Genomic DNA, 22,560 nt, shown 5'->3' with positions numbered 1-22,560 from the left:
CTATGAACTTGATTAATTGGAAAATAAATTTTATTTGCTTTTACAATACCTTAAAATCTAATATCACTTTATCAGCAAAGATATCACAATAGGCTAGTATGTTCTTCACTCTTTTCCTCAAAATATTACCTATTTACATTACAATACTTATTGGTTACTTAGCAGGAAGATATCTTAAAATTGATAGAAGTACTATATCTCAAATACTCTTTTATATAGCTAATCCAATAGTGATTTTATACGGAGTATCTCATACAGAAGTTAATTTAAAAGTAATTTCTCTGCCGATTTTGATATGGTTTATAGGTAGTACTATGTCCTTATCAGTGTATTATCTTTCTTCTTTTTTATTTAAGGACAACACGAGAAACATATTAGCGTTTAGCTCGGGCAGCACAAGCATGGGTTATTTTGGTCTACCGATTGCCATGGCTTTATTTGATGAAGATTCAGTGTCTGTGTATGTTGTCTGTTACATAGGAATGGCACTATTTGAAAATAGCTTGGGATTTTATATAGCTGCAAATGGTATCTATACTGCAAAAGAATGCGTATTAAAGTTACTCAAACTTCCTTCATTATATGCGATGATTCTAGGCTTCTTTTTAAGTATATATGATATACAAATACCCACTTTTTTGACAGATGTTATGATAAATATCAGAAGTACATTTATCACATTAGGAATGGTGCTGCTTGGAGTAAGTATTGCACAAATTACAAATTTTAAAGTAGATTGGAAGCTTGCTTTGACCACTATTGTAGCAAAGTACATATTCTGGCCGTTATTTGTTTTGGGAATTGTCTTACTAGACAAGCATGTTACAGGTATATATGATGAAAGCATCTATAAAGCACTGATGTTACTGGCTATTATTCCAATTTCTGGATCCAGTATAATACTTGCTAATATTTTAAATTACCAACCAGATAAAGCTACTTTATTGCTCCTAATTAGTACTGCAGTGGGACTATTTTATGTTCCACTTATAATATCATTATTTTTTACTAAACTTGTCCCTTTTTGATCAAAAATTTAAGCGCTAGGCCTATTCACAAAACTTGAATTTAGACTAGACTTCTTGGATAATCATAAAAGAAACTAATCCTTTTTTCCTCTCCTTTCTTATTTTTTTACACAGAATAGGAAGTTATCAATTGATGGAATTTTCGCAATAATGTCAATAGCAGTAAGATTTCCTACACCTTTTAGCAGGTCTATAGTTGAATTTGGATGTTCTATGAGCAGCAACAAATAAATGTAACTTGCCTTTTTCTATATGATGCTATTAACCGAATAGGTATTCGCTTGACATTTCCATATCTTTGTTATCATTAGTAATACTAAAGGAAAAACTAAACTTAATAAGATTTGGAAGCATATTGTTGTTCTATGATTCACGTAATGCTGCTATGCCTTCGTTGCAAACGTCGTCATAAAGTAAATTAAATTCTTTAATATTTGAAAAACTACCACCCCTTAGCGCACTCATTAATATTATTCTACTTTCAACATCAATATCATTAGAAATTAAATCAAGTTTAACAAGATTTGGAAAGTTACCCATTCTTTAACAATTTAGTGATTGCTATTGAGCCTTCTGCGCCAATAATGCTAGAAGTTAATTTACACTCAGTAATATTTGGAAGATTAATATTCTCTAATGCTTCATTTAAAACTTCTCCGCACTGAGCATCAATATAACAATTAGATAAAGTCAAGCTTGTAATATTTTGCTTTTTCTGTAAAAAGTTTACTAGCTTCTCCATATATACATATAGATTATTTCACTCTAAGGTGTTACTATTAACATATTGATTAAAGTCAACTTCCATAGTTTCTGTAAGTTATAGAGCTGCCAATTACAGCATAAATTTAAATAATTGTCAACCTTATGAACAACTAACTTTACTTCTTTTTAACCTGATACCTATGCTTTGTTTCAAATTTCCATCAAAAAGTAACATTACCCCCTCCAGTCAACCTTTCTGCTTCATTTCGTGAAATCAATGCCTCAATAAATTCATCTAGTTCACCTTCTTTTATAATCTGTTCTAATCGATGTGAAGTCAGATTAATTCTATGGTCTGTAATTCTTGATTGTGGAAAGTTATAAGTTCTTATACGTTCAGAGCGATCTCCAGAACCAATTTGGCTTTTCCTCATTGTTGACCTTTCCATTTCTTTTTTTTGTCTTTCAATTTCGTATAGCCTTGCTCTCAACACTTTGAACGCTTTAGCCTTATTTTTGTGCTGGGATTTTTCATCTTGCTGTATTACAACTATCCCTGTTGGCAAGTGGGTGACCCTTACTGCGCTGTCAGTTGTATTCACTGATTGCCCTCCAGGACCACTGGATCTATAAACATCTATGCGTAAATCTTTTTCTTCTATTTCAAAGTCAACCTCTTCTACTTCAGGTAATATTGCAACAGTAGCTGCGGAAGTGTGCAATCTTCCTGAGGATTCAGTTTCTGGCACTCTTTGTACTCTGTGCACCCCTGACTCAAATTTCAGTCTTGCAAAAACTTCTGTTCCATTAATGAGTGCAGAAGCTTCCTTATGGCCACCTATACCTGTATTAGAAATACTTATTGGCTCAAACTTCCAATTTCTTCTTTCTGCATATTTTTGATACATACGAAATAACATCGCTGCAAATAATGCTGCTTCTTCTCCGCCTGTGCCTGCTCTAATTTCTAATATTGCATTTCTTGAGTCATCTTCATCTTTGGGTAATAATGCTAACTTTAGTTTTGCTTTTACTTTCGGTAATAGTATCTTTTGCTTCTCAAGAAGTTCTTCTTTTGCTAACTCTTTTATATCACCATCGCTGTTCTCATCTTTCATGATTTCTTCTAAATCTGAAATTTCCTCCTTTAATATATTATATTCATCGATTATCTCAATAATTGGTCTGAGTTCAGAGTATTCCTTTGAAAAACTAACGAATTCTTTTTGACTCAAATTGGTAGGGTTTTCCAGATTTCTCTCTACATCAGAAAACTTTTTTTTTAAGTCTTGTAAATTATTCTCTATATCCATATAGTACAGGTCTAGTTTTCAGCTGTTTAAGTAAGTAATATATACTGAAATAAAAAATTTCTTATATCAAGCAATAACACTATAATTGTCTTGAATATTTCTACCTAAGTATAATGGCAAAACAGATAACATCAATCTGCAGCTTCATATTTGGAGCTTCAGACAAAAAATCATTACCAGATGAGTCGGCTCCAGAGATTGCATTTGCTGGTAGATCAAACGTAGGAAAATCAAGTTTGATCAACTTGCTGATAAACAGCAAAAAAGCTGCAAGAGTTTCTTCTAAACCTGGATGCACTAGACAAATAAATTTTTACTCTATGTACAATGATAAGTTTAGGATTGTCGACCTACCGGGTTATGGCTATTCTTGTGCAAGCAAGGAAGAAGCAGTACAATACTTAAACCTAATTGAGTACTATCTAATTCACAGGAGAAATCTAAAAAGAGTGTTTGTGCTTATAGATAGCAAGGTAGGATTAAAAGAAATAGACAAAGACTTTGTTTATTGGTTAATATGTAATAATATTAACTTTAATATTGTGCTAACAAAAATAGATAAAGTGAATCAGGAAAGTCTAGATGCTATTCTAGAAAATACTCAAAAGTGGTTTAATAATGAACATGTATCAATTCATCAAATAAGCATTCGTGTTAAGCATAAAATCACCAAGGTAAGAGATGAGTTTTTCAAATTTACAAGATAAAAAAATGAAAAGTGATGAATCTTTAAATGGTAAGATGCCATTGAAGGAAAAAACAGAGATATTATTTGAAGTTCTGTCTAACATACCTAAATTTGTAGGCGAAACTTTTATCATCAAATGCGGCAGTGTAATAATCTCAGATGAAACGCTGCTTAGTGCTTTTGCGCATAATGTTGTTCTGTTGAAACAGCTTGGTATAAATCCGGTGGTAGTTCATGACGGAGAATATGAAATTAACTTAGTGTTAAAAATGCTAGGTATGAATGATAAGTTTATAAATGGTGTCAGACTTACAGACAAAAGCACTATGAAAATCATTGAAATGGCACTGTGTGGTTCAATTAATAAAAAAATTGTTCAGCATATAAATTCTGCTGGTGGTTCAGCTATTGGACTATGTGGAAAAGATGGCAACCTCATAAAAGCTGAAAAGATAAGCACTACGCTTAGGGAAAATAGATTAAATAATATTGAAAAAATACTAGACATGGGATTTATCGGTAGACCAACTGAAATCAATCCTGATATATTATTCTTTATTGAAGAATCAGATTCTATACCAGTTATTGCACCTATCGGTTATGGAAAAAATGGAGAAACATATCATATTGATACTGATAGCACTGCAAGTGCAATTGCACTTGCAGTTTACGCATCTAAAATGATAATCTTGAGTGATACAGATGAAGAAATAAACAAAGTTGGCAATAGAAGAGTCTTGATTAAAAATTTAAAAGAATCGGTTGATTGTGGAAAAATTAAAGGAGAAAAATTTATTGAAAGGCTTATGTCATATACTAAAATGGTAGAAGAATGTGCAGGGGTTGTTCACATAATTGATGGTAGAGTACCTAACATTATACTTGATTTATTTACTAAGAATAATTCAGGTATATCAATAATGGATGATTAATAGCTGTACTACTTATAACCATATAAACATTAAAAATTTGGGAGTAGCTTATGTCAAATTCCTATTCTCTTTTCCAGTTTTTTAGGTTTTTTTTCTTGCAAGCATAATAGTTTCGTATACATAATGAAACCAAATGGTATTTTTAGCTTGATAACAGAGGAAAATAAAGAGGGCTTGGGTGTAACACTCAAATAATGATTTACCTTATGGATACCGATAGAAAAGTTGACTAAGGTATACAATTCTCTCTGCGTCAAGTTACTCAAGACATCGAATCTATAAACGCTTTGGATTGAGTGTGTTTGGTCAATTTGAGTGCTTTAAATGTGAAAGGCGAAAATTGAGCATACTACGCCTCTGTACACAGTACCCTTAATGCAAATGCCCATGTGATTCCATAGATAATCTCTGTTTTTTTATTTTATCTGTCCATTTATTATTTTCTATATCTTGTTTGTTGGTTGCTCTTTTTTCTTGATCAACAATTGCCTTATCTATCTTCTGATGAATTGCATCAATTGCATTTTTTTCTTTGTATACTTCGCTTTTTCCTTCAACAATTAAATTGGTAAAAATATTTACAACAAACTGCACTTGATTATGATTAACCTGACCTTTTATCGAAGAAGGTAAAGAGTTTAATTCCATCAATACTTCTGATGCTGTTTTATCTTGAGTGGAAAGCCCTAAATTATCTGCTACTTCACTTATTAATAACTCTCTGTTTTCTTTATTATCTTCCAATTTATTATAATCACGCAGTAGATCCATAACTGAAGATACTCTGACTTCAATAATATCATCAACATCTTCACCTCCTAGAGCAACTCCTGATCCCAATAACCTCTCTCTGAGATTTTTCTTTAAAAGATTGGTAAATTTTTCATTTGCATCCGATCCTGTAGTAGATATTGTACCATCTAAATAGTTGTTTACTTTGATTTGAGTACCTAAGCTATGCTCTATTTGTATTTTTGCCTTAGGTTTAAATCCTAATTTTGCACAGAATTTCTGAAAATATTCTTTAATAGTGTCAAACAAGGTCTTGCCATTGTCTTTATAGTTTTTCAACTCTTCAGGAATAGTAAGTGATAATTTACCATCTCCATATTTTACAAGTTCTTCACCATATTGAGACTCAAGTGTAAATTCTAATGAGCTGGATAGGTCACATATTTTCTCTTCCGGATTGTCAATCGTGGTTATAGGTATTGCCATATCAGACGTCACTTTTATGCGGTTGTGATCAGTGCAGTAAATGTTTAGCACTTTTTTAGGACTGTGTGGAGTCAAATTACAACTACTGAGTGCGGCATGAGATTCATTAAATATACCAGCCCCATACCCTGCTTGATTACAATTGGTGACTAACTCTTCTAAAATAGCATCACTTGGAACCCTTGCTCCAGCGTATCTAAACATTTCCTTAAAAATTTCCTTTGCTAATGAACGGTAATCTTTTTTGGAGAATAGATGATAAGAGCTTCTCCCTGCGTTATAAAATCTCTCAAATTCCTTTCTATATTCATCAATTTTTTTTTCATCACCAACTGTAGGGCTATTACAATGATTTTCCCAAACTTCAGATAGTCTATCTTGATCAAGCTCCTTAAGTGCTGGTTTCATAAAAGCTTTACCTTCTTCAGAGAGGTTATCAAAATTATCACGGTTAAAAATCTCATTTTTATAATCTTTAACTCCTTCCTTAAATGCAATAATAAAATTTTTATCTATTTCTTTTTCATTAATAATAAAATTCATTCTTTGAAAATCTAAGAACATTGTTTCACCGGAATTCGCTAATTTATTATCTTGATCTGCTCTTAATTTACTAAAATTGAATTCTTTAGCTGTGGCCTTTAATTTAACTACCGGACTCTTCTTTGCCTCTTTCATAATTAACACCTTACTATAAATATGCTGTAAGTTGTAACATATAATGATGAATAATTTGATAATATATTAAGAAAATCGATAGTATATTTCTTTATTTTAGAGATATAGGAAAGGCGTAGATTTCTCTTTTCATTTGTAGCATGCTGCATTAATATTTACGTATTAATCTAGAAAATAGTGATGAATAATATTGTAATTGTTGGTCTGCAATGGGGTGACGAAGGCAAGGGTAAAATAGTAGATTATCTTTCTGAGAATGCAGATGTAGTTGTGAGATTTCAGGGAGGAAATAATGCAGGGCACACTATAGTAATAGATGATGAGGTTTATAAATTAAATTTACTGCCCTCTGCTGTTTTGAGAGCGGACAAAATATCTATTATAGGAAACGGTGTTGCTCTTGATTCACATGCTCTAGTCTCAGAAATAGAGTCATTGAAAGTTAAAGGAGTGGACGTAAACTATAACAACTTGATGGTATCCGAGAGCTGTCCATTAATACTTAGCGTACATAAGGACAAGGAAAAGCTATTTGAAGATTTAAACGTAAATCACAAAATTGGTACAACAAACAAAGGGATAGGGCCATGTTATGAAGATAAAGTTGGCAGGAGAGCTATACGCCTTTGTGACTTAGAAAACACAGATGAGCTCAATCAAAGAGTGGACGCTCTCCTGAGTTACCATAATGCTATCAGAAAAGGACTTAACTACCAGGTAGTTAAAAAAGAAGAAATATTAAAGGAAATTCAAGAGATTTCAGAAAAAATTCTTTTATATAAAAAACCTGTGTGGAAGATACTAAATGATTTTATGAAAGAAGGTAAGAAAATAATATTTGAAGGCGCTCAAGGCGCATTTTTAGATATCGACCACGGAACTTACCCTTTTGTTACTTCAAGTAATACCGTAGCATCTCAAGCGATAACAGGCTCAGGATTATCCTACAATGCACACATTATTGGTGTAGCAAAAGCGTATACAACAAGAGTGGGTAATGGTCCATTTCCTACTGAACAAAATAACGAGATTGGAGACAGCTTATTTTCTATAGGTAAGGAACTTGGAACAGTAAGCAATAGAAGAAGGCGCTGCGGATGGTTTGACGCAGTTTTAGTGCGCCAGGCCGTACAACTCTCTGGAGTTTCAAGCATTGTATTAACCAAATTAGATATTCTTGATTCTTTTGATACTATTAAAATAGGCACTGGTTATAAGTATGGCGGAAAAATGTATGATTATTTACCCGCATCACATTCAATACAAAAAGAATTAGAGCCAATATATGAAGAATTTCCTGGTTGGAAAGAGAAAACTCAAGGCAAAAGGTCAGTTAAGGAATTACCTGCAAATTTGATGAAATATGTGAGAAAAATAGAAGAATTAATAGGCGTATCAATTCATCTAATTTCAACTAGTCCCAATAGAGAGGATGTTATTAAGCTTAAAAATCTATGAAAACGTCTTGTTAACTTTTATCTAATAAAAAACGATACTTGTGTGACTTCAAGCAATCTATTATGCAAAGTAGCAGCGTAAACGTACAGTGAGTAGTGTGATTTTTCTTAAATACATGTTGATTGTTATAATATAAACATAGTTAATGGAGGCGTATTATGATTGCAGGTTTGACTAAGGGAGACAAAGCAATAAAAGCGGAAAAAACAAGTGATCAGCTGAGAGAATTGTCAGTTGCAGAATATGTAGTTAAGTCAATACATGACTTGCAAAAATTGCATAATAGATTATGTTCATCACAGGGCAACAATTGTGTTAATGATAGAGAGAAGTTTGTCCAAGATAGTGATGGGCTTGGTATATTTCAATTTCTCAAAAGCTATATTAATGATGTAGAAAAAAATGAGCCTTCCATTAAGAACCTTACTATAATGAAATTTCTTCGCTCAATTATAGAAGATAGAGAACTGTATAAAAAGTTATGCAGTTTCGATGATTTTCTCGATTGTGAGTTAGAAAATTTGAGAGATAGGATAAGCTTATTAGCGCTTTTAAGAGAAAAGATGGGCTTTACTGATATACAAAAAGCTTATGGTAATTGGCGTTTTAGTAATCTAATAGGTGATAATGATTTTAAGCGAATGTATGTGGATGAAGCAGTAAAAGAAAGAGAAAAGCCTGTTAATGAGGACTTTGAGAAAAATATAGGTAAATACATAGAGTTAGTAAAGGAAGGAAAAGAAGTTGCAAGTAGGTATTTTGGAAAATGGAAAGAGGACTTTCAAGTTTACTGTGAAGAAATTGACAATAATAATAAAGTTTTGAATATTAACCTTACTCATTACGACAATAGTGAGCCAACAAAGATTAGTGACGTTTTACAGCAAGAGAAAGATATTAAAGAACTGAATATCTATTGCAATAAAAAACATGAAATGCACGCTCATAAAAAAGATAAGAAAAGATATTATGAATTTAAAGAAGGTGCATATTATGAAATGACAAGCACTTGGGCTGCAAAAGATGGATCAGGAATGTGTACCATGATTATGAATGTGAGTAGCGATGGCATAACTGAAATACTAAAATTTAATGGTGAAGATTTTGTTTCATCGAAGGAGATTCTAGAATTAATAAAGCAAAACGATGAATTATATATTCAAGGTCTCTCCTTATATGATGCTGTAATGGAATCACTAGAAGAGGATAGGGCTACTCCTATTAATTTTTACAATGAATCTATGGTGGCTTATCAAGGTAAGGAACCAGAGGGGAAGTTAGATCATAAAGTTGATGCTGATAATAGCCTTCCTTCTTCTCCTTCTATTAATAGCAATGCATTGGAAGCCAATTTACAGCACACTGAAACTCAACCAGAAATTGCTTCACAACAAATAACTGATTTACAAAACAGTTTTGAAAAAGAAGAGCGAAAAAACACGGAATTGCAAACTGAACTGGTACAAAAAGATGAAAAGTTAGCAAGTGTGTTAGCAGAGTTACAAGAGAAAGCACAAGAACTTAAAAATGTATGTGAAGCAAAAGGAAAGCTAGAGGGTAAGCTAAAAGGTGTTAATACAGAAAAGAAGGAGTTAGAAGACAAATTAAAAGAAGCAGCACACATAATGAAGGAAAAGGAGCAGTATATAAGCAATTTAAAACTTCAAGTGCAAGAGTTGAAAGATGAGCATAAAGCACAACTGGAATCTTATGAACAAGGGATATGCAAACTAGCATGGTAAGTTGAAGAGTTAAGAAGCAAGCTAGAGTGTGAGAATGAATGGGATGATAAAGTTGTAGAAATAGCTGATGGACTGGGAGAAAAAATTCATGCTGATGAACAAAGAAGCCTCAATAATCAATTTTATACTCCAACAAGAAATATTTTTAATGAGACTAATAATGAGTCTTGTGTTCCACTGGAAGAAAAGATGACGTTACTCAGATCTTCAAGCTCTGATGGCGGATATGGTAGTGATAATGGTTTATCTTCTAACATAAGTTCTATAAGTTCTGTTGAGAAGGTGGCAGAGAGTAGAAACGTAGGTAACTTGCTTTCCTCTTGTATTATATGGAGATAAGTTGCAAGAGGAATACTCACGTAGAGTATAAAAATCTCCTGTATTGATAATAATTTAAAATCTATAGTAGACTGAAAAAGATTATTAAATTATAATACGATAATGATAAAAGAAGACAAATCAAAAGTAATTTTTGAAGTGGAAGGGGCAGTAACTGCTTTACTACCTGCAGCAGAATTTAGAGTGAAGCTGGACAATGAACATGAGATTATCTGTCATGTATCAGGAAGAGTGAGAAGAAGTAAAATACGTATTATTATAGGCGATAGAGTGTTAGTTGAGATGAGTATTTATGATAGGAATGCAAGAAAGGGTAGGATAATAAAAAGGCTCAAGTGATAGAACAATCTCTAGGTAATCTTATTCTTGCTTCATCATCAGAAAGGCGAGTAGCCTTACTAAAACAAATAAATATTAAGCCAGGTTTGGTTTTGCCAGCAGATACAGATGAATCGCCTTTGAAGAAAGAGCTGCCAAAAGATTACTCAATCCGTATGGCAAAAAGTAAAGCCGAGAAAATACAAAGTGCAAATCCAAATTACTTTGTGCTTGGTGTTGATACAGTTGTTGCTTGTGGTAGAAGGATACTGCTCAAAGCTGAAAACGTTGAGCAAGCAGAAAAATGCGTTCGCTTGTTATCAGGAAGAAGGCATAGAGTATACACCAGTGTGTGTTTATTAACTCCTGATCAATCTAAACAGCATATTAGGACTGTAGTTACAATAGTGAAATTTAAGCGTCTCAGCGAACAAGAAATTAAATATTATTTAGCATCAGAAGAGTGGAAAAACAGGGCAGGGGGGTGCAACATACAAGGTCTTGCAGGAATGTTTGTATTATTTTTACGTGGCTCATACTCTTCTGTAATAGGGTTACCATTACATGAAACCCATTGCTTGCTAAGTAATTACTTTAACCTATACTAATACCATTGTCCTTTTTTTGTTTTTCTTCAGCAATAAGTTTAGCCCAGATTCTATTTCTATTTGCTAATGCAATTCTATTGCGATCAGGACTATCATTGCGTTCTGTTAAAGTATCTTTTCTTTCCTCTTCTACTATTCCAGCTTTCAGTTGTGCTGCATCTTTTTCTAGCAATTTATATAGTTCGCTATTTTTGTCTATAGTCAGATTAGTATTATCATTTTCTTGTTCTGCCACTTTTCTTTCTAATAACTTACGTACAGGGTCATATTTTTTACCTTCTTTTACTTCTTTCAACATACTTTCTGAGAATAAATCTTTAGTAGCCTGGTGTGAAGGTTCTCTCAATCCTTTATTCAATTTTTCCAATGTATCTTTTGGTTCAATGGTTTCTAATCTCTTCTCTAATTGCTCAGAATTGACCTGAAAATTATAGTGGCTAGTGTAAGTTGGAGATGAGTAACCTGAGTCGTTTATTTCTTTCTCCGCTGCATTGTCTTTTAGCAATCCAGCTGCTAATAAATGTTCTTTTGTTTGCCCACTCATTTTCTTTTGATTTACTGGTTTTAGCAGGAATTTCTGAGTTTCTTTATCCAACTTACTGGTAAATTCCGTAAGTAGGTTATCATCTCTTTGTTCAACATTCATTAGGCTCGCTTTTAACTGTCCAGAATTTACTCGAGATTTTTCATGATTAGAGTGAGTTGGAGATGAATAGCCCGAATCGTTTGTTTTTATGTCTGTTGAGCTGTATTCTAGAGATTCATTTTCTTGTAATTTATCTTCGGTTTCTTTTTGTTTATCGTTTCCTCTTTCTTCGTTTTCCTTAGTGCTAAGATAATCTTTTTCTTGTTTATAATCTGATTGACGATTTGAAAGCGTTATATACTCATCTTCGTTATCGCTCCAACCATCTTCGAAGTCAGAAAATTCTTCATCATACTCACTTTCACTATGTAATAACTCATTTTTTGCTTTCCATGCAAGAATCGAAGCTACATCATTTAGTGGTTGCTTATTTCCAGTATTGCGTGATTCTTTAGCGTTTTCATACTTAAATGCATCTTTAACTTTTTTGAATGCAACGTCTTGTACTGGTGCAGCGCTTTCAGTAGTTGTAGGATCAAAAATTGCACCTTTTTGCCGATTATTAGATATTTGCTCACTTTCATCTGATTTTCGACTTCCAGGTACAGCATGTCCAAATGTAGCAAATGTAGGATTGTCATACCGTTCATCCTCTTGTGTATTATCTTGATTGTAGATTACAGACTTGGTGAAAATAGTACTGCTCGAAGAAGCATCAGAATATGGAGAATTGTAGTTATTTCTACTATTAATCCGTATTGGCTGATACTCATCTTTTTTCTGATTATTAGGTAATGAACTAGCTCTAGGTGGCAGTGATGGTGGAATCTTTTTAGCAGATGCGTTATTAGAATTTGTAGTGCTAGTCGTTGCATGCTTAAACTCAACTTCTTGATCTTGAGTAGCTTGAACGCCAACACCTTTACTAATATCACTTTCTATGAAAGTTTCAGATGATTGTTGATTCTCTTGTTCTTGTCCTTTCTCCTTGAATTGTATTTGATATAGGAATAAGCCACCTATTTTTACATCTGTGTTTGCTTTTAATTGTTCCTCAGTAACACCATTACGTTCAGTGAGATCTACACCATCTTTATCAATCTTGATTTTGATAGTACATTTTTTTCCATTTTTGTCATGCCAATTCAAAGTCATTTCATATGAACCATCGATTACAACATAATGCCTTATTCTTTTCTCTCCTTCTTCGGCAACAAAACCGTGCATTCCGCTCTTTCCATCACTATGCAGCGTTGAAAATCCCGAAATTCCTTTCTTCTGACAAAAGTCACTATTTAAAAACTCGCTGATTTTAAACTCTTTTTTGTCATCTCCCAGTGTAATACTTGCGTGATCGCCATATATTGAAACTCCTGCGATATCATCAACATACTCTTTTAACCTTGCTTTAACTTCACTTTCAAGCTTTTGTTCGGCTTTCTTTATCTTGTTCTGCTCTGGAAGAATAACTTCATAAGCTTTATTTTTGTCTTCATCTGTCTCCAAATTCCAGACGGAGTGCTCTATTAGAAACTTTACTGCATTAAAACCAACTCTGGAATTATAAATTGGGTCGTCTTCCTTTTTTATTTCATCGAATAAAGTAAAAAATCCTCGAATGAATTCATGATATTGTTGTGTGCTTTGAGTATTCATATTTTCCCTCACTAATAACCCTCTGCCTTTTAGCCTTAGCTAGTACAATTATTACGGGAATTGATTTAGTTTTTATTAAAGAAGTTGTATTGCTAACGTGATGACATGAGCTATTTTATGTTCACATCAAGCAATTTAAGTTGTCATTCCAGTCTGGAATCTAGATTTTTCTAGACTTGATCCTATAGTCAAATTCATAACTACAAACGTTGTAATATAAGAGTAATTTTCACCAAAAAGTATGTCATTTGAGTAGCTGACACTGGGATCCAGTGGCACTCAGTTAGTGAGCATAAAAGTATTATGTTAAAACATAACATTTTTGATGAAGTTCATGAAAGGCTGGATTCCAGACTGGGATGACAACTTAAAATATTGCTTTAGCTCTGTTTTTGCAACTTCAAGTATTTGCTACTCATAGTAAATACTTCTGGATCTTGAGAAGTGAGCTTGAGTATAGCAAGTATGTTTATGAGCAGCAAAGCAGCAATTGAAATATCAGCGATATCCCAGAGTAACTTAACTCCACCGATTGCACCAAATGGAATGATTAAGGTAAAAACTACAGTCCAGATTTTAGTGTATTTATTATCCATAGATACATAGCGTATTGTTTGCTTTGAACAAAAAAACCAAGTAAAGATAGTAGTAAAGGCAAAACAAAACATTATAGCCATAATTAAATAGTCAGTATAGGGCCAATTCATAGCTTTTCTAAAAGCAAAAATGCACATGTTAGTGCTCTCTAAATCAGTAATCCAAGAATCTGTGACAAGCAGTACCATTGCTGTAATGAACACTATGAGTGCAACTATAAAAGGAGATATTATTGTGATTAGACTCTGTTCAATGATAAATTTATTGTTATTTTTTTTAGGAGTAATCGAGGAGTGTACAATTCCTTCGAGGCCAAGTCCTATATCTGTTGCAAAAATACCTCGCAGAGTTCCTACTTGAATAATAGTCAACATTTCTAAAATTAAACCTAAAGATAAGCCAGAGTTAAAGCTACTAGTTGTAAAAAAATTGCTTGTTATTAGTTTTAGAGAAGGAAGAATATTTTCACTAAACTTAAATAATATGATACCGCAAAGTGTGAGGTAACTTACCGTCATTATCGGTATCATAGTCGATATAAAAATTTTAATTTTTTTTAAGCTGAGAGCTGCAACAACAAAAAATATTATGGCCATTACAATGCCGCCAATGACTACAGGTATATCTACCATGCTGAGTGGTATTGATAGAGAATTTACCTGAACAAGGTTACCAACTGTTATTGAAACCATCATCATAATAACTAGAAACACAACTGTAGCTTTTCTAGAGTTAAATGCATCAGCCATGTAGGCTACAGGTCCACCTATAAACCGTCCATTTTTTTCTTTTCTGGTTTTTATACTTAGGTAACAAGTAACATATTTTATCACAGAAGTAACAACAATAATTATTGCCATCCATAAAATGGATCCCGGTCCTCCGGTTTTTAGAGCAACAGCAGTGCCTGAAACGTTTCCTACTCCTAAATTTCCTCCTAAGATTGTAAACAGAGCGGCTATAGAGGAAAATTTATTTTCTCCTCTTTTAGCTCCAATAAGTGAAACGGCATACGGTAGTCTAAACACCTGTAACCATTTTAGTTTAACCGATAGGTAAACACCAGCAACTAGTATGAGTAGTATTGTTGGCAGTAATAAAACAAACTTTACTGTATCCATCTGTAAAAGAGAGATTTTTACTCGAGTATATAGCAAAAATTGAAAAATACCTAACTTATTGTTTATGAGAAGTAACACTATAAAAGCTATAGTAAGCCTGCTAAAATCCTATTTTTCATACCACTCATTTATGAGTTTATTGATATCGTAATCCATAAAATCCTTTAGTGGTTGACTGGTTTTTATCTCGGCATTTTTAGGGATACACCTATCTTTACATATTGCGTACTTTATATGAAAGTTAATATCAGCGTATTCCTGATTTGGAATGATATTAGTTTTAAAGGGAAATAACACCATATCTTCATATATGTTACTAATAAATGTAACTTCCCCAACTTTATCTTCATGTTCCTTGGGAGTAGGCCAATGAATATCTATATTTGATATGTTACCCTGACAGTCAAAGGAAGTAGGAAGGCCGAAATCTCCAGGGTATCTGTAATATATATGCCAACCTGGTTTTATTGTAACCTTTATTGTGCCTTCAATGGTGAGGTTTGCTTTATTTACCTTACCAATGAGCAGATCAAATTTTGCAACTTCTTCTTCAGCGCACAATTGAGTGCAAGAAAAAAGTAAAAGTAGGATTGAGTATATACGTATTTTCATAAATACTCTATTTATGAAGAAAATAATTTAAGTTCTATCTATTATAATAAAAATATTATATAAATCATTTGTTAATATAATATTATGCTAATAGAAATATACTAGCAATTATAACTTTCATATATTATTTTTTTATTTTTAAGCAGTTATAATATTAAAGAGACGTAACAAATATAAATAGTAGTGGCTTTGCATAGAAAATCACAAATTTATTTCCTTTATAAATGTAAGACTTTTTAGTAAGACTTTTTAGAACTAGAAAGATACCTTGGAGCAACTTGCTCCAAGGCTCTTGTTTACTTAGAATCCACCCATTCCGCCCATTGCTCCTGCACCCATAGGTGATGAAGCATTTTCTTCTTTGTTTGGTAGATCAACTATCATAGATTCAGTAGTAATAAGTGCGCTTGCTACAGACACTGCCGTTTCAAAAGCAATACGAACTACTTTTGCCGGATCAATTACACCAGCTGTTGATGCATTAGCGTAGTTCATAGCCTCAACGTTGTATATAAGCTCTTTATCATTCTGCTTAATCAAATAGTCAATTATAACAGCAGATTCAAGACCAGCATTTTTAACTAATCTTTTGATTGGAGCACTGAGAACTTTTTTGACAATGTTGATACCTATTTGCTCTTCATCGCTTGAAGCTTTTAGCTTATCAAGAGCAGATGCAGCGTAAAGAAGTGCAACTCCTCCACCTGGAACTATCCCTTCTTCAATTGCAGCTCTTGTTGCATGAAGTGCATCTTCTACTCTATCTCTACGTTCTTTTACCTCTACTTCAGTTGCTCCACCAACTTTGAGTACAGCAACGCCGCCTGATAATTTTGCTAAACGCTCTCTTAGCTTTTCTTTGTCATAATCAGAGGTTGAAGTTTCAATCTGAGATTTAATCTGGTTAATTCTAGCATTTACTCTGTTTTGTTTGTCACAGTCGCTGTCTTCACTAACAATTGTGGTATTGTCTTTAGTGATTTTAACATTTTTAGCAGTACCAAGATCTTCAAGAGTCAAATCTTCCATCTTGATTCCAAGCTCATCTTTTATGACATACTTAGCACCTGTTAAAGCTGCTATATCTTCGAGCATCTCCTTTCTCCTATCACCAAAACCTGGAGCTTTTACTGCAGCAACTTTTAGACCACGTAATTTGTTGATCACTAAAGTGCTTAATGCTTCACCTTCAACATCTTCTGCAATGATAAACAAAGGCTTACCAGACTTAAAAATAGCTTCAAGAATAGGAAGTAAAGGTTGAATAATATTAAGTTTTTTTTCTGTAATCAGCAAATATGGATCATCAAGCTCCACGCTCATCTTTTCATTATTTGTAACAAAGTATGGAGAGAGATAACCACGGTCAAACTGCATACCAGTTGTAAGTTCAACTTCTAATTCTTTTGAACCCTTACTCTCTTCAACAGTGATGACGCCTTCTTTTCCAACCTTTTTAACAGCATCAGCAATGCTATTACCAATATCTTTATCACCATTTGCAGAAATTATTGCAACTTGTGCAACTTCATCCATTTTCTCTAAAGAAATTGTGCGAGACATTGATGTAATTTCCTTTAATATCACATCTTTTGCCTTCTGTATTCCATTTTTGATACAAATACGATCATTTCCAGCTGCAATTGACTTTGAAGCTTCCATTATCATATTGCTAGTCAGTATTGAGCATGTTGTGGTACCATCACCAACTTTGTCATTACACTGAAAAGCACTTTGAGCAATGGTGCTTACTATCGCAGAGTGTAATGGTTTTTCAGGCTTTATACCTTTCATTACCTTATAGCCATCCTTTGTGACCTCTGGTCCACCATATGGCTTACTAATTCCTATTGTATTTCCCCTAGGCCCTGCAGTTGCTCCCACCGTTGAGTCAACCATTGCTGCAACTTCACGAAAGGCTTCTTGCAATTGTTCGCCTGATACTACTATGTTAGCCATTTTTATCACTCCTTAAATTAATAAAAAATTTAGAATATTAAAATACATAATGCACTATATAGCGCATTAAAATAGGGATACCTACTTGATAACAGCAAGTAGGTCTGACTCCTTCATCACGACATACTTTTCATTGTCATGCTCTACTTCTGTGCCAGCCCACTGCCTGTAGAAAACCTTATCACCAGTTTTTACAGTTAAAGCTATACGCTCTCCGCTTGAGTTGCGTGAACCACTACCAATTGCTATAACTTCACCTTTAGTAGGCTTCTTTTCAGCACTTGATGGTAGTACAATTCCACCTTGTTTTTCTTCAGTAATAGGCTTTATTAGCACGTTATCATCTAATACATTCAAATTTACACTTGACATTTATGTTTCCTCATTAATAGATTAACCTACAATTCTATGTAGTCATCTAAAGGTTACATTTCAAGGGTTGGAGTTAGTAAAAGTATATAATTAAGATTTGAACAGAAGTTTTATGGGTTACATACCGCTAGCAAACCGTAGTCTAATATCTTTATACGGACCAGATACGAGAGATTTTCTTCAGGGTGTTATAACAAATGATATTAATAAACTAAGTAGCCAGCAGGCAATTTACTCTTTATTACTCAACCCTCAGGGAAAATATCTGTACGATTTTTTCCTCATTGAGCATGATAAATATATTTATTTGGAGTGTGAAAATGCCCATCTACAGCAAATAATTGAAAAATTAGACTTGCTCAAAACTTACCTTAGAGTGAGGATTAAAGACATTAGTTCACTATATAAGGTTGGAGTTTTGTTTGATGCTAAGTTGGCGGAGTGTAGTAGTAAGTCACAAGTTATTTTTCAAGATCCAAGGCACAAGCTGCTAGGAATGAGGATCATACATGAAGATGAAATAAAAGAACCGGTTGGAGATTTTATTCAGTATGAAAAAGTTAGAATTAAAAACCTTGTCCCAGATGGAGCAAAAGATATGGTGCAAAATTCATCATTTCCGCTGCAATATTTAATCGATAAGATAAATGGTATAAGCTTTAATAAAGGGTGCTATATAGGTCAGGAAGTTGTAAATCGAATGAGCAGACAAGAAAAATTCAGAAGGAAACTTTACCTTGTTGAGGGAAAAAATGCACTTCCAAATATTGGCACTAAAGTAATCAGTGAACATAATGAAGAAGTAGGAGAACTACGCTCTAGTGTCTACAATATTGGACTTGCATTGCTTAATACTGGAAAAAGCCACGCAAATTTATATGTCGGTGGAGTTAGCATTAAGACGTTATAAAATATCTATTCGAGTAAAAGCCCCTTTTTCTTGTTTAAGTGTTTGCGATACTAGTTAAATTCTTGACTTTATTATTTAAATATATCATAATTAAAGTATATTATTATTTTTAATAGAGTTTGATATGCCATTAACAGAAAAACAGAAAGAATCATTTTAACAATTATATCAAAGATTTAGAGGTAATGGAGATATTGTTGAACTTTTAGGAACAGTATCAAGAGAAGATTTTCTTACTATTTTTAGTGAAACTAATGAAAAAACTCAGGAGTCAATAATTGGAACTTATGAAGCAACTCGTGTAGACTATCTAAAGCAGTTTTGAAGCATGCGAAAGAACTAGTTTTGCTTAAAGAAGTTGTAAGAGCAAAGATTTTATCTTCTAAAAATCAAAATAAGGTGAAATCTATTTCACTGATTGAATATATTACAGATCCTAGTCGCCAATATCCATCAAAAGTTTTAAATAATGTTCTAGAAGTTATTGAAAAAAAAGAAGAATTTTTTGATTCTTTAGAAAAAGGTGAGCTTGAAGAAATTAAAGGTGCTATAGAGAGAGAAATTAAAAATGAAAAATGTGCACAGCAAAAAGGAAATCTTAAGAGATTGATAACCTCAATTAGAGACCTTATTGAAAATAGAGTGAAAGCTGAAAGCAGTACGGATAAAATAAATCCAAATGTTGAAAATAAGCTATTTAGCCCAACTAGTAAAGCAATTGTTGCTGGTGCTATTTGCAGTGTTATAGCTGGATTAGCAGTTGGTGGTGGACTTTTTGCTGCTGGTGTTGGATTACAAATGCTGACTTTAATTGGCATAGCTGTAGCTGCTGCTGTACTCACTGGACTTGTTGCTGGTGGTATTACATATGCAGTATCTACTAAGATAGAAAATCCTGACACATCAAGGTCGGCAACAGAACAAGGTTTGCCTCAGCCAAATTAAGTAAAAGGAAGAAAAGACTTCTTCCTTTTCTCCAAGTTTTTTACTTCGTTAGGTACCCTTAATCCTATTCAGGGTACCTAGATCTGATAATAGGTGTAACCATTGCTCGAACAGAAACAATGTTTTTAGCGTCGTTTTTTAAAGAATGACACTATTTCCATTTGATTAGAAGCCCCTTTTTCTTGTTTTAGTTATTCACAGAATTGTTAATAACTAAGTTGATAACCCAGAGAAATACATATTTTACACATTATGAGTACTTCGGAGATCTATAATAAATATGATCTCCAAATACTAATATATATATAATTGAAAGCAAAAGAACTGTGGATAACTCTAAAAAGTTATATTTATTTTAATATTAAAAAAAAAGAAACAACCATTAAGGGAGCCAAGCTAATACAATCATATAAAAGATTACATATTTGATTATAATTTTAATATTTTTCTAACAAAAGCCAATAAGGGGGTAGTCTTGGAAAATTTTTCCTAAAAGATAAAATTTTTAAGTGCTTTTGAAGTGATACTTTAGGTATTTTTAAAGTAATACTTTTAAAGTATCAATTGAACATTTTTGAGCATTAATCTGGAGGTTCAACAGGCACTTTTTATGCTGTTTGAGAAGAGCAAAAATGCTGAAAGCTTGTGTTTCTTATATTTTCCATAATATACATTATGTAATTTTCAATACTAATAAAACTATTTCCCAATCTTTTAAACAACAACCTATCGAACCTCCGGATTAGTACTTAAAAGGAACTATTAAAGTACCTCTTTAAGTATTAAGAAGCACTTAAAATTTCAACCTTTAGCTCCAATACGACCCTCTATTTGTCTTTTCTTAAAAAGCATTAAGATATTTATCAATTGAGTAAGTTTTTCTGTAAATATTTCAATCTAATCATACTCTTTTTGATGTCTTTTTTGATCTTTTTCAGAGTTATCCACAGTTTTTTTATTCTCAATTATATATAAAAAATTTGGAGAAAAAAGGAAGAAGTCTCTTCTTCCTTTTTTTACTTAACTACACTACCATACTTGCCGCTGTACTAGCTTTTTGTTCTGCATCAACGCTATAGCTTCTCACTAGGAACCTGCTTTGACATTGCATATGTAATACCAAAAACAACAAACCCTATTGCTATAGCAACAGCTGCGCCAATAAAAGCCGATATTAGTAATGAAAGATCAGCAGCAGCAAAAAGTCCATTACCAACTCCCACTCCAGCCGTAATACCAACAATAGCACCAAATTTCATTGCTTTATTGCTTGTATTTATCTTCTGCCTTTTTTAAAAGCTGCTTTGATTCATCACGGGCATGTTTTCTTGCAGTCATTCCATAATGATCCTTTATAAAAAGATTAGCACCTGCATCTAAGTAAAATTTGTGTTACCTCTTTGTCATGACTATTGTGCAAAGGAGTTTTTCCAAAAGAATCTCGTGCATTAACATTAGCACCTTTGTCTAATAGATATCGTATTAACTTCTTCTTCTCCTCCTCTAAGCAATCAAAATCTCCACCTATTACATGCAATAATGTAACTTTATATCTATACTCTCTTTTCTCTAAGCTAAATAGATGATTTATATCAAATTCTTCCTCCTTCCACCTTTGATATGTATCGCAAGCTTCCGTTGAAACGATAAAAAAGGGTGAAGTTACTGCTATTCACTTTTTGTATCGTTTTTAGCAAAAGCTTCCTCCCAAGTGCCTTGAGTTGCTGCACGGCTATACTCTGTTACTCTATTTTCAAAGAAATTTGTATGTTCCACGCCATTTAGTATTTCATCAAGCCACGGAATAGGGTTATCTTTAACATTATATATAGATTTAAGACCTAATTGCGTTAACCTTCTGTTTGCTATGTAACGTATATAATTGCGCACTTCCTCTGCAGATAGCCCTTCAACATCTCCTAAATCAAAAGCAAGACTTATAAATTCATCTTCAAGTTCAACAATAGTGCGACATGCAGAATATAATTCTTCTTTGAACTCGTCATTCCAAATTTCATTATTCTCTTTAATAAACGTATTGAACAAATTGATAATTGAATTGGTGTGCAAGGTTTCGTCACGTGCTGACCAAGCAATTATTTGCCCCATACCTTTCATTTTTCCAAACCGTTGAAAATTGAGCAAAATTGCAAATGATGCAAATAACTGCAATCCTTCGGTGAAGGCACCAAATACTGCTAAAGTTTTAGCAACATGTTTTTTATCGTGCTTTTTACTTTCCTCAAATTCTAACATGTATTCATACTTCTTTCTCATAGCATCATATTTTAAGAATGCTTGATATTCACTTTCTGGCATGCCAATCGTATCTAGAAGGTATGAATAGGCTGCAATGTGTATAGTCTCCATATTGGAAAAGCTTGCAAGCATCATACATATTTCTGTTGGCTTAAATATATTTGAATAATGCCTCATATAGCAGTTATTTACTTCAATATCTGCTTGAGTAAAAAACCTAAAAATCTGGGTCAATAAATTTTTCTCTACATTCGAAAGTTTAGTTTTCCAATCTTTCACATCATCAGCAAGCGGAACTTCCTCAGGTATCCAATGGATTCTTTGTTGCTGCAGCCACGCATCATACGCCCAAGGGTAATTAAAAGGTTTGTATATTGGATCTGCTTCTAACAATGACATAAGACACCTATTATTTTCTAAAGTAAATATTATATTAAGTGATATTGAGAATCAGTCAATTTAACTTTTTTGAAATTTGACGGCAGATAATTTATTAGTGTATTATAGCTTCAAGCA

20 protein-coding genes and 1 pseudogene are annotated in these 22,560 nt (G+C 33.0%); 9 read left to right on the top strand and 12 right to left on the bottom strand.

Features of this window, described 5'->3' with window-relative positions; translation table 11 throughout:
* Positions 1-98: 98 nt before the first annotated feature.
* Positions 99-1,028, top strand: a complete 930-nt coding sequence (locus tag AAGD63_RS03360; protein ID WP_341813002.1) for an AEC family transporter — start codon at positions 99-101, stop codon at positions 1,026-1,028.
* A 363-nt stretch (positions 1,029-1,391) separates the two neighbouring features.
* On the opposite strand, the gene AAGD63_RS03355 is transcribed toward AAGD63_RS03360, so the two are convergent.
* From AAGD63_RS03355 to prfA, 3 genes are all read right to left on the bottom strand, one after another.
* Complete coding sequence (locus AAGD63_RS03355) at positions 1,392-1,568, bottom strand: hypothetical protein (protein ID WP_225247200.1); 177 nt, start codon at positions 1,566-1,568, stop codon at positions 1,392-1,394.
* A complete protein-coding gene (locus tag AAGD63_RS03350) occupies positions 1,561-1,770 on the bottom strand; it encodes a hypothetical protein (protein WP_341813001.1) in 210 nt (69 codons plus the stop codon). Before AAGD63_RS03350 ends, AAGD63_RS03355 begins: the two co-directional genes overlap by 8 nt.
* 184 nt (positions 1,771-1,954) lie before the next feature.
* Positions 1,955-3,046, bottom strand: a complete 1,092-nt coding sequence (gene prfA / locus AAGD63_RS03345; protein ID WP_341813000.1) for a peptide chain release factor 1 — start codon at positions 3,044-3,046, stop codon at positions 1,955-1,957.
* A gap of 110 nt (positions 3,047-3,156) precedes the next feature.
* Between prfA and yihA the strand changes: the two genes are divergently transcribed.
* Both yihA and argB read left to right on the top strand, forming a co-directional pair.
* On the top strand, positions 3,157-3,753 hold the full coding sequence (gene yihA / locus AAGD63_RS03340; RefSeq protein ID WP_410542030.1) for a ribosome biogenesis GTP-binding protein YihA/YsxC: 597 nt from the start codon (positions 3,157-3,159) through the stop codon (positions 3,751-3,753).
* Positions 3,728-4,666: an acetylglutamate kinase gene (argB, locus tag AAGD63_RS03335; protein WP_341812998.1), complete on the top strand. Its 939-nt coding sequence runs from the start codon at positions 3,728-3,730 to the stop codon at positions 4,664-4,666. The genes yihA and argB overlap by 26 nt, the downstream gene beginning before the upstream one ends.
* Before the next feature lie 372 nt (positions 4,667-5,038).
* On the opposite strand, the gene AAGD63_RS03330 is transcribed toward argB, so the two are convergent.
* Positions 5,039-6,562, bottom strand: coding sequence for a hypothetical protein (locus AAGD63_RS03330; protein ID WP_341812997.1), 1,524 nt, complete (start codon positions 6,560-6,562; stop codon positions 5,039-5,041).
* Positions 6,563-6,742: 180 nt separating this feature from the next.
* On the opposite strand from AAGD63_RS03330, the gene AAGD63_RS03325 reads away from it, so the two are divergent.
* The 4 genes and pseudogenes from AAGD63_RS03325 to AAGD63_RS03305 all read left to right on the top strand — a co-directional run bounded on the left by AAGD63_RS03325 (position 6,743) and on the right by AAGD63_RS03305 (position 11,027).
* Positions 6,743-8,020, top strand: coding sequence for an adenylosuccinate synthase (locus AAGD63_RS03325; protein WP_341812996.1), 1,278 nt, complete (start codon positions 6,743-6,745; stop codon positions 8,018-8,020).
* A 158-nt stretch (positions 8,021-8,178) separates the two neighbouring features.
* A pseudogene (locus AAGD63_RS03320) lies at positions 8,179-10,132 on the top strand (hypothetical protein).
* A gap of 71 nt (positions 10,133-10,203) precedes the next feature.
* Positions 10,204-10,440 (top strand): translation initiation factor IF-1, encoded by a 237-nt coding sequence (gene infA, locus AAGD63_RS03310; protein WP_341812993.1) that lies wholly within the window; start codon positions 10,204-10,206, stop codon positions 10,438-10,440.
* Entirely contained in the window at positions 10,437-11,027 is a 591-nt protein-coding gene (locus tag AAGD63_RS03305) for a Maf family nucleotide pyrophosphatase (protein ID WP_341812992.1), read from the top strand. The genes infA and AAGD63_RS03305 overlap by 4 nt, the downstream gene beginning before the upstream one ends.
* Here AAGD63_RS03305 and AAGD63_RS03300 read toward each other — a convergent pair.
* The 5 genes from AAGD63_RS03300 to AAGD63_RS03280 all read right to left on the bottom strand — a co-directional run bounded on the left by AAGD63_RS03300 (position 11,014) and on the right by AAGD63_RS03280 (position 17,930).
* Complete coding sequence (locus AAGD63_RS03300) at positions 11,014-13,269, bottom strand: hypothetical protein (RefSeq protein ID WP_341812991.1); 2,256 nt, start codon at positions 13,267-13,269, stop codon at positions 11,014-11,016. The two genes, AAGD63_RS03305 and AAGD63_RS03300, sit on opposite strands and share 14 nt — an antisense overlap.
* A gap of 380 nt (positions 13,270-13,649) precedes the next feature.
* Entirely contained in the window at positions 13,650-14,987 is a 1,338-nt protein-coding gene (locus tag AAGD63_RS03295; RefSeq protein ID WP_341812990.1) for an alanine:cation symporter family protein, read from the bottom strand.
* Positions 14,988-15,095: 108 nt separating this feature from the next.
* Positions 15,096-15,599 carry a protein-disulfide reductase DsbD domain-containing protein gene (locus tag AAGD63_RS03290; protein WP_341812989.1) on the bottom strand — a complete coding sequence of 168 codons (504 nt, stop codon included), beginning with the start codon at positions 15,597-15,599 and terminating at the stop codon, positions 15,096-15,098.
* Between the two features lie 300 nt (positions 15,600-15,899).
* On the bottom strand, positions 15,900-17,558 hold the full coding sequence (groL, locus tag AAGD63_RS03285; RefSeq protein WP_341812988.1) for a chaperonin GroEL: 1,659 nt from the start codon (positions 17,556-17,558) through the stop codon (positions 15,900-15,902).
* Between the two features lie 81 nt (positions 17,559-17,639).
* Positions 17,640-17,930 carry a co-chaperone GroES gene (locus AAGD63_RS03280; RefSeq protein WP_007302813.1) on the bottom strand — a complete coding sequence of 97 codons (291 nt, stop codon included), beginning with the start codon at positions 17,928-17,930 and terminating at the stop codon, positions 17,640-17,642.
* A gap of 112 nt (positions 17,931-18,042) precedes the next feature.
* On the opposite strand from AAGD63_RS03280, the gene AAGD63_RS03275 reads away from it, so the two are divergent.
* Both AAGD63_RS03275 and AAGD63_RS03270 read left to right on the top strand, forming a co-directional pair.
* Complete coding sequence (locus AAGD63_RS03275) at positions 18,043-18,840, top strand: folate-binding protein (RefSeq protein WP_341812987.1); 798 nt, start codon at positions 18,043-18,045, stop codon at positions 18,838-18,840.
* A 321-nt stretch (positions 18,841-19,161) separates the two neighbouring features.
* The gene (locus AAGD63_RS03270; RefSeq protein ID WP_341812986.1) at positions 19,162-19,785 is read left to right on the top strand and encodes a hypothetical protein; all 624 of its coding nucleotides are present in this window, start codon (positions 19,162-19,164) and stop codon (positions 19,783-19,785) included.
* A 1,073-nt stretch (positions 19,786-20,858) separates the two neighbouring features.
* Here the strand turns inward: AAGD63_RS03270 and AAGD63_RS03265 are convergent.
* The 3 genes from AAGD63_RS03265 to AAGD63_RS03260 all read right to left on the bottom strand — a co-directional run bounded on the left by AAGD63_RS03265 (position 20,859) and on the right by AAGD63_RS03260 (position 22,443).
* Positions 20,859-21,044, bottom strand: coding sequence for a hypothetical protein (locus AAGD63_RS03265; protein WP_341812985.1), 186 nt, complete (start codon positions 21,042-21,044; stop codon positions 20,859-20,861).
* Positions 21,045-21,148: 104 nt separating this feature from the next.
* A complete protein-coding gene (locus AAGD63_RS06150) occupies positions 21,149-21,322 on the bottom strand; it encodes an ankyrin repeat domain-containing protein (protein WP_410542014.1) in 174 nt (57 codons plus the stop codon).
* 131 nt (positions 21,323-21,453) lie between these two features.
* On the bottom strand, positions 21,454-22,443 hold the full coding sequence (locus tag AAGD63_RS03260) for a ribonucleotide-diphosphate reductase subunit beta (RefSeq protein WP_006013958.1): 990 nt from the start codon (positions 22,441-22,443) through the stop codon (positions 21,454-21,456).
* Positions 22,444-22,560 lie beyond the last annotated feature (117 nt).

Origin of the sequence: Wolbachia endosymbiont (group B) of Germaria angustata, from assembly GCF_964026725.1 — a bacterium.
Classification (GTDB): domain Bacteria; phylum Pseudomonadota; class Alphaproteobacteria; order Rickettsiales; family Anaplasmataceae; genus Wolbachia; species Wolbachia pipientis_C.
This window is presented reverse-complemented; position numbering and strand designations above follow the sequence as displayed.

Coding starts and splice junctions, on each gene's coding strand:
- infA (WP_341812993.1), top strand. CDS start 10,204: ATGATAAAAGAAGACAAATCAAAAGTAATTTTTGAAGTGGAAGGGGCA.
- AAGD63_RS03290 (WP_341812989.1), bottom strand. CDS start 15,599: ATGAAAATACGTATATACTCAATCCTACTTTTACTTTTTTCTTGCACT.
- AAGD63_RS03295 (WP_341812990.1), bottom strand. CDS start 14,987: ATGGATACAGTAAAGTTTGTTTTATTACTGCCAACAATACTACTCATA.
- argB (WP_341812998.1), top strand. CDS start 3,728: ATGAGTTTTTCAAATTTACAAGATAAAAAAATGAAAAGTGATGAATCT.
- prfA (WP_341813000.1), bottom strand. CDS start 3,046: ATGGATATAGAGAATAATTTACAAGACTTAAAAAAAAAGTTTTCTGAT.
- AAGD63_RS03330 (WP_341812997.1), bottom strand. CDS start 6,562: ATGAAAGAGGCAAAGAAGAGTCCGGTAGTTAAATTAAAGGCCACAGCT.
- AAGD63_RS03280 (WP_007302813.1), bottom strand. CDS start 17,930: ATGTCAAGTGTAAATTTGAATGTATTAGATGATAACGTGCTAATAAAG.
- AAGD63_RS03350 (WP_341813001.1), bottom strand. CDS start 1,770: ATGGAGAAGCTAGTAAACTTTTTACAGAAAAAGCAAAATATTACAAGC.
- AAGD63_RS03325 (WP_341812996.1), top strand. CDS start 6,743: ATGAATAATATTGTAATTGTTGGTCTGCAATGGGGTGACGAAGGCAAG.
- groL (WP_341812988.1), bottom strand. CDS start 17,558: ATGGCTAACATAGTAGTATCAGGCGAACAATTGCAAGAAGCCTTTCGT.
- AAGD63_RS03265 (WP_341812985.1), bottom strand. CDS start 21,044: ATGAAATTTGGTGCTATTGTTGGTATTACGGCTGGAGTGGGAGTTGGT.
- AAGD63_RS03260 (WP_006013958.1), bottom strand. CDS start 22,443: ATGTCATTGTTAGAAGCAGATCCAATATACAAACCTTTTAATTACCCT.
- AAGD63_RS03300 (WP_341812991.1), bottom strand. CDS start 13,269: ATGAATACTCAAAGCACACAACAATATCATGAATTCATTCGAGGATTT.
- AAGD63_RS03355 (WP_225247200.1), bottom strand. CDS start 1,568: ATGGGTAACTTTCCAAATCTTGTTAAACTTGATTTAATTTCTAATGAT.
- AAGD63_RS03275 (WP_341812987.1), top strand. CDS start 18,043: ATGGGTTACATACCGCTAGCAAACCGTAGTCTAATATCTTTATACGGA.
- AAGD63_RS03360 (WP_341813002.1), top strand. CDS start 99: ATGTTCTTCACTCTTTTCCTCAAAATATTACCTATTTACATTACAATA.